The following is a 7083-nucleotide window of genomic DNA, read 5'->3' as shown; positions in this document are numbered from 1 at the left end:
GTCTGGACGCCCTCTGGAAAACAGGTGACTTCGTTGCCAAAGGCACACTCATCATCATGGTCATCATGTCCATGGGTAGCTGGTACATCCTCATCACCAAAATTATCGACCAGGTCAAACTGTCTGGACAGGCTTCTGATGCACGCTCCAAATTCTGGAAAGCGGCTTCCGTACAAGCTGGTGCAGCTTCCCTGAAAGAAGGCAGCCCATTCCGCTTCATCGCTGACTCTGGCATCAAAGCCACAGAACACCATGAAGGCGCTCTGCTGGAACAAATCGACTTGAATACCTGGGTATCCATGTCCATCCAGCGTGCTGTTGACAAAGTACAAAGCCGCCTGCAAGACGGTCTGGCCTTCCTGGCCACTGTTGGTTCCACAGCACCGTTCGTTGGTTTGTTCGGTACAGTATGGGGTATCTACCATGCGCTGACAGCCATCGGTATGTCCGGTCAGGCATCGATCGACAAAGTAGCGGGCCCAGTGGGTGAAGCGCTGATCATGACTGCGATTGGTCTGGCTGTGGCTGTTCCTGCTGTTCTGGGTTACAACTTCCTGGTCCGCCGCAACAAGAGCGCCATGGAAGACGTACGTGCTTTCTCCGCTGACCTGCACTCTGTTGTCCTGTCCGGCAATATGGGCAAAACAGCTGCCAAGAAGTAATTAGCAATAACTGATTAAAACCCGAAGATCCTTAACCACCGAGGCACAGAGACACAGAGGAAAACACAGAGAAAATCTGGGATGACCTTGCAAGTAATTGCAAACAAGCTTTCTCCTGCCTTTCTCTGTGTCTCAGTGCCTCTGTGTTGAGTGGTCTAAAGGGTCTTCGTGAAATCTGAAAGAGAACACATTATGGCAATGGCAATTGGCAATGATGGTGATGGCGAAGACGAAGTCAATAGCACCATCAACACCACCCCGCTGGTAGACGTCATGCTGGTCTTGCTGATCATCTTCCTCATCACCACCCCGGTGATTACGGATACGGTCAAGCTCAAGCTGCCGGCAGAACACAATCAGATTTACAAAACCAAACCAGAAAACATCACCCTGTCGATCAACAAGGATGGTGATTTGTACTGGAACGGCAGCATGAAACCGCTGGGCGGTCAGGATGCCCTGTTTGACAAGCTTGCGTTAGAAGCAGTCAAGATCCCGCAACCGGAATTGCATATCCGTGGCGATCAGAATGCCCGTTACGAGTTTGTTGGCAAAACCATCCTGACGGCACAACGTGCCGGTATCGCCAAGGTTGGCTTCGTGATTGAACCGCCACCGCGGAACTAAGACTGTAGGGTGCGCTGTGCGCACCTCAAAGCAAGACCTCTCAACACAGAGGCACAGAGACATAGAGAAGGGCAAGAGGAAAAGTTGATCGCAGATCGTCTCACCTGATCCTCATCTGGCCATTACGCGCAGCATGTATTAAAAAGGTTTTCTCTGTGGTTTTCCTCTGTGACTCCGTGTCTCTGTGGTGAAGATTTTTGGTTTTGCAGGTAAATAATTCGTGAAGGAAGCAATTTATGGGTATGCAAATGGGTTCCGGCGGTGGTTCAGCCGATCCGGAAGTGATGATAGAAATGAACATGACGCCTTTGATTGACGTCATGCTGGTGTTGATCATCATGTTGATCATCACCATTCCAATTCAGAATCATGCTGTGAATCTGAACTTGCCAACAGGTCCATCGCCACCACCACCGACACCACCTGTGGTAGTCGATATTGATGTGGACTTTGATGGTACCGTGGCCTGGAATGGCACGACCGTCAACAGCGCTGAACTCGAAGCCAAGCTGACCGAAGCCGCTTCACAGAAAGATCAGCCTGAAGTGCATCTGCGTCCTGTCGCTGTTGTACCTTACAAATCTGTGGCAGCCGTCATGGCAGCGGCGCAGCGCCTTGGTGTCACCAAGATTGGCATGGTCGGTAATGAGCAGTTCTTGAAATAGAGCAGATCATTTCATCATGAATAAAAAAGCCGGGAAAGCATGCTTTCCCGGCTTTTTTATTACGTGATAGTTCTAAATCAGTGACATCGCATCAATCAAGTCATCGCCTCATACAATTCCAGTGGCAAACCATCAGGGTCAGCAAAAAAGACAAAGCGTCGCCGCGTCAATTCATCCATCCTGACATCTTCCACTGCCAGCCCCTGGGCTTCCAGCACCGCTTTGCAGGCTGACACGTCATCAACTTCAAATGCCAGATGGCGCAAGCCCTGGGCTTCGGGTCGAGATACCCGTGATGGCGCGTCAGGGAATGAAAACAATTCAATTTGCGAACCATCCGGCAGGGCCAGATCCAGCTTGTAGGAAGATCGTTCTGCCCTATAGGTTTCAGCAATGACGCGCAAACCCAAAAGCCGGATGTAGAAATCCTTGGACACCTGATAATCAGAGCAAATGATTGCTACATGAAGAATCCGCTTCAGCATCATCCTGGTATTCAGGCTCAGGTGTTTTGCATGAATTGCAAATACAAATCACGTGCACGCGTCGCTACTACGCCTATAGGCAATTCGCGGCTTTCATATCTGGTGCAAGGTGTGACCTTGGCAAAATTGCCTGTATTGAAAATTTCTTTGGCTGCCAGCAATTCTTCTGGTTTCACAGTGCGCTCAGACACTTGCTTGCCATCTTCCTTAAGCAAACCAATCACGCGTGCACGCGTAATGCCGGACAAGAAACTGCCATTTGCCACGGGTGTGACGATCTCATCATCTGCCGTCACAAAGAAGAGATTGGCAGTGGCGAATTCAGCCACATTGCCATGCACATCGCAGACCACACCATTGTCAAAACCACGTTCTTTAGCTTCACGCAAAGCCCTGGTAGAATTTGGATACAAACAGGATGCCTTGGCATCTGTCGGTGCCATGGAAGGGTCAGGACGACGCAGGCTGGACAGGCAGGCAGAGAAACCGATAAATGCTGGCATGGGCGCATCAAACAAAGTCAGCGCAAAGCCTGTCGTTGATGGTTCAGGGATCAGCAAACCGTCAGTACCAAACACCAGCGGGCGTATATACAGTTCAGCGTCAGCCGGGAACAGGGCTATGCCTTCGCGGCACAATGCTTCCAGTTCATCGACATTGTAAGGACATTGCAAACCCAGGCGCTGGGCCGACTGTATGACGCGGGCCAGATGCAGGCGCAGGTCCGGTGTCAGGCCACGTATGGAACGTGCACCATCGAATACCGAGGAACCCAGCCAGACTGCATTATCCATGGCGCCAAACAGTGGCGTATTACCTTCACTCCATTGTCCCTTGAAGTAGCTACGATACATAATATTCCTCACTCATTGATAGTACATTGATAGTAAATTGGCGATGCGTCGCGAATGATCATTTCTAATGTATCACATTCAACATTGCAGCAAGCAAAGCTGCATCAAAACTCAGTCGGTCTGGTCTGCGCCAGTTGCACCAGTTGCTCCTGGTTGACGCTGTGCTTGCTGGTCCGGACCACCACATATTGTTTACGAAATTCCAGTCCGCGCTGCGGCCATTTTTCTGCATATTGCTTCAGGTATTCAACTGCAGGGATAAAATCTTCGCCATTGACACGACAATCAGCGGCCAGCTTGTCTTCATTATCGCGCGATGCAAACAGGCGTATGCCTATGAAGTCACTGGTCTGCAACAGATCATGAAAAGCCGGCATGCTTTCTGTAAACAAACAGCAAGGGCAAAATGGATGATCTTCTTTTTTCCTGGGTGCAGGCTGACTGACCAGATGGGCGACTGGCCCAAGTATCACCTGACGAAAACTAGTGCTTTCCGCGGCTTCAGCACTGGTGTTCATTTCTATGACTGTGCAATTCAAAGGCTGCTCGCGGACAGCATCCTGCAAAACCAGTAAATCCATCTTCACCCAGGTACGCAAACCCTCGAGTACCGCTTCTGATTCAGTCGCGCCCATGGCATGCTGGTACTCACTCAAACCTTGCGGGAAGTACTCTGCATGGCTGACATAGATGCGCGTGCAGGTGCGAAATTTATCTTCAGCAAGCGTGACCGTTTCCACCCGTTCAACTGCCAGTAACAAACCATCTTCCAGGGCCAGGTAGTTGTCTTGCCATTTCAGTTTGATTGCTTCTGCCGTCAAGACCTCAAACAAGGCCAGCGTTAAAGCTGCATCTATATTCAGATTGGCAAACACTGGTGTCGCAAGTGTCGTGGGGCTGGATGCAAATTTAGCTTTGAGACTTTTAAAAGCATTGCCTAGTGAGGTAGTAACGGACATGGAAACTGAATGTGGAGATGAGAACAGACCTGCATTGTAACAAGAAGACCGGGAGAGCAAGCTATTTGTAGTGTGTGCAAAAGTTTCAAGCCTTGATGGCATTGATGAGTTCACGCGCATAAGTTGGTAATTCATCATATTGCCGTACACAGATCAGCAAATTTCTGACTGCCCAGGTATCTGTCAGATACAACCTGTGTATCTTCATCAATTGCTCATAACGCAAGGCCGCAGTTTCAGGAATGATGGCAATGCCAGCGCCGCTTTCCACCATGCGACAAATGCCATCAAAGCTGCGCAAACGCAGTCGGTAATGCAAGCGTTGCCCTAGTCTTAGCGCATGTTCATTCAGGTATTGCTGCAGGGCGCTGTCACCCGCCAGTCCGACGAAATCATAGGTCAGGGTATCGGCAAATGCCAGATTGCCATTGATGGCGACCATGGCCAGCAAAGGATGCTGGGTAGCGGTCACCAGCACCAGTTGATCCTGGCGAAAGGAAAAAGTTTGCAGGTCTGCACTGTCTACCGTATCAGCAATGATGCCGATATCAGCCTGCTCGGCGATGATGGCTTGCACGATATCATTACTCAGCCTTTCTTCCACTTCTATATTGATGTGCGGATGTTCCTGCATATAAATGGCCAAAGCCTGGGGCAGGAATTCAGTCAGGGCCGAGGTATTGCACAACATCCGTATATGACCCTTGAGACCTTTGGCATAGTCACCAAGGTCGCCGCGCATTCTTTCCATTTGCTGCATTAGCATGCGGGCATGATGCAGCAAGGTGCGGCCAGCATCTGTCACTTCCACACCGCGTCTTTGCCGCAACAGCAAGGGCACACCGAGTAAATCTTCCATGCCGCGCAGACGAGCACTGGCCGACGCCAGCGCCAGGTGAGAACGGTCAGCTCCGGCAGTGATACTGCCCGCCTCCACTACGTGGACAAACAACTGCAAATCGACCAGATCAAAGCGCATGAAAAGATTGTTTATTGGAATTAGTTCCAGATTTAGACTACGTAAAATACGAAGCCTGTCTGAGTATATTCCACATTTTCAGTTTTTGCTGGTAATGGCAAACTGTCTATATGGAAACGCTGACTACCCTATTTACTCCTCATGGCAACAGCACTCAGTGGCTAGCGATAACCTTCATCTTTCTACTCGCAGGAATGGTAAAAGGTATTATAGGTCTGGGCTTGCCTACCGTGGCTATCGCTTTACTGAGCCTGTCGATGACGACCATGCAAGCCGCAGCCCTGTTGTTTTTACCTTCGCTTTTAACGAATATCTGGCAACTCGCCAGCGGTACCAGACTGCTGCCCTTATTACGCCGACTGACTCCTATGCTACTGGGTATCTGCCTCGGCACTTTTGTCTCCGGGCTCTTATTCAGCAAGCTCGATCCGGTCTGGTCAGGTGCAGGCCTGGGCGTGGCCTTGCTGCTATATGGCGTCATGGGCTTGGCCTCGGTACATTGGCAAGTGTCGACTCAGGCCGAGCGCAGGCTCGCCCCTGTCATCGGGATTGCGACAGGCATAGTCACCGCCTCTACCGGCGTATTTGTCTTGCCCTCAGTTCCTTACCTGCAAGCCCTGAATCTCGACAAGGACAAACTGGTACAGGCCATGGGCTTGTCTTTCACGGCATCCACACTGGCCTTGGGCATCAATCTGTACGGCAGCGGTACTTTGCAAGGGAATATTGCCGGTGATTCCATACTGGCCCTGCTACCTGCCTTGGCTGGCATGCAATTGGGACAAGTCATACGCGACAAAATGCAGCCGGCGTTGTTCAGACGTTATTTTTTCATCAGCCTGCTGGCTTTGGGCGTTCACTATCTATGGGGAGCAATCAAGTCATGACTAATATCAATTCCTGCGACGCCGTGCAAGCCGCGCTACGCATCTGCAAACAAGATGAACAGACGAATTGCCAGCATGTCTTGCTCTCAGCCTTTCTCGACCAACAGCATGTAGGGGCACTGGATTGCAGCATCCTTGGTGGAAAAATCTGTATTGAAGTTTTATACGTCAAACCCAGCTATCGCGAGCTTGGCATAGCCAAGGCCATGCTTGCGCAATTACATGTCGAATATCCTGAGTTGGAAATAATTTGCAAGCAAGGCATGGTGCATTAAGTTTCTTTGGAAAATAAATGTTTCAAGCCCACGCCAACAAAGAAATCATCTAAGATCATGCACATCACTTTTTTTGTTGGCGGCGCACGTAATGAATATCGAAGTCCTCTTCCCCACCCTGGTTGGCATATCCAGGGCAAGCGACGACACTATTGATGTCATCAATGAAGAAGTCTTGCGCCGCAAGGAAGACTTGAATCGCCTGCTCAGCCGCTCATGGGGTGACAATGTACTGAGTTCTTTCGACCAAGAAAAAAACATCTTCGCCCGCGCTGAATTACATCATTTAAGAAAATTCATAGAAGACAGCGTGCTGCAGTTTGTCCATATGACCAGGCGCGACCAGGATTGGAAAATCAATCACCAGTACACACAAAGCTGGATCAATATCACCAAGAAATTTGGTTACCAGGAAAGGCATAATCACGAAAGAAATGTAGAAGGTGTATCCATCAGCGGCGCCTATTACTTTAACACCAATCAACATGATGGTGAACTTGCCATCTTCCCTTGTGATATGCAATACAAACAGTTTGAAAACTATGTCATCGCACCTGAAGTTGGCAAGTTGGTCTTGTTCAGATCAGATGTATTCCATAGAGTGGGGCCTAACTTGACAGATACTGACAGGGTATCTTTTAGTTTCAATTATTTACTCAATAAATAAGTATTCACTACGAACACAAATTC

Annotated in this window: 10 protein-coding genes; 6 read left to right on the top strand and 4 right to left on the bottom strand. The window is 49.6% G+C overall.

Features of this window, described 5'->3' with window-relative positions; translation table 11 throughout:
• Positions 1-2: 2 nt before the first annotated feature.
• From ACO0LC_RS08105 to ACO0LC_RS08095, 3 genes are all read left to right on the top strand, one after another.
• Positions 3-662, top strand: coding sequence for a MotA/TolQ/ExbB proton channel family protein (locus tag ACO0LC_RS08105; RefSeq protein ID WP_423002131.1), 660 nt, complete (start codon positions 3-5; stop codon positions 660-662).
• Between the two features lie 192 nt (positions 663-854).
• On the top strand, positions 855-1289 hold the full coding sequence (locus tag ACO0LC_RS08100) for an ExbD/TolR family protein (protein ID WP_423002130.1): 435 nt from the start codon (positions 855-857) through the stop codon (positions 1287-1289).
• Positions 1290-1525: 236 nt separating this feature from the next.
• Positions 1526-1954: an ExbD/TolR family protein gene (locus tag ACO0LC_RS08095; RefSeq protein WP_423002129.1), complete on the top strand. Its 429-nt coding sequence runs from the start codon at positions 1526-1528 to the stop codon at positions 1952-1954.
• A gap of 95 nt (positions 1955-2049) precedes the next feature.
• Here ACO0LC_RS08095 and ACO0LC_RS08090 read toward each other — a convergent pair whose 3' ends face one another.
• The 4 genes from ACO0LC_RS08090 to ACO0LC_RS08075 form a co-directional block, all read right to left on the bottom strand.
• Positions 2050-2439: a VOC family protein gene (locus tag ACO0LC_RS08090; RefSeq protein WP_423002147.1), complete on the bottom strand. Its 390-nt coding sequence runs from the start codon at positions 2437-2439 to the stop codon at positions 2050-2052.
• 17 nt (positions 2440-2456) lie between these two features.
• The gene (locus tag ACO0LC_RS08085) at positions 2457-3293 is read right to left on the bottom strand and encodes a branched-chain amino acid aminotransferase (RefSeq protein ID WP_423002128.1); all 837 of its coding nucleotides are present in this window, start codon (positions 3291-3293) and stop codon (positions 2457-2459) included.
• A 104-nt stretch (positions 3294-3397) separates the two neighbouring features.
• Entirely contained in the window at positions 3398-4252 is an 855-nt protein-coding gene (locus tag ACO0LC_RS08080) for a DUF6348 family protein (protein ID WP_423002127.1), read from the bottom strand.
• Positions 4253-4337: 85 nt separating this feature from the next.
• Complete coding sequence (locus tag ACO0LC_RS08075) at positions 4338-5231, bottom strand: LysR substrate-binding domain-containing protein (RefSeq protein ID WP_423002126.1); 894 nt, start codon at positions 5229-5231, stop codon at positions 4338-4340.
• Positions 5232-5341: 110 nt separating this feature from the next.
• On the opposite strand from ACO0LC_RS08075, the gene ACO0LC_RS08070 reads away from it, so the two are divergent.
• The 3 genes from ACO0LC_RS08070 to ACO0LC_RS08060 all read left to right on the top strand — a co-directional run bounded on the left by ACO0LC_RS08070 (position 5342) and on the right by ACO0LC_RS08060 (position 7060).
• Entirely contained in the window at positions 5342-6118 is a 777-nt protein-coding gene (locus tag ACO0LC_RS08070; protein ID WP_423002125.1) for a sulfite exporter TauE/SafE family protein, read from the top strand.
• Positions 6115-6393 carry a GNAT family N-acetyltransferase gene (locus tag ACO0LC_RS08065; protein WP_423002124.1) on the top strand — a complete coding sequence of 93 codons (279 nt, stop codon included), beginning with the start codon at positions 6115-6117 and terminating at the stop codon, positions 6391-6393. Before ACO0LC_RS08070 ends, ACO0LC_RS08065 begins: the two co-directional genes overlap by 4 nt.
• Positions 6394-6484: 91 nt before the next feature.
• A complete protein-coding gene (locus ACO0LC_RS08060; protein WP_423002123.1) occupies positions 6485-7060 on the top strand; it encodes a putative 2OG-Fe(II) oxygenase in 576 nt (191 codons plus the stop codon).
• The last annotated feature ends 23 nt before the right edge of the window (positions 7061-7083 follow it).

The sequence above is a fragment of the Undibacterium sp. JH2W genome (assembly GCF_049340425.1).
Lineage (GTDB): Bacteria > Pseudomonadota > Gammaproteobacteria > Burkholderiales > Burkholderiaceae_D > Undibacterium.
The sequence above is the reverse complement of the archived record's forward strand: the minus strand, read 5'-3'. Positions and strand labels throughout refer to the sequence as shown.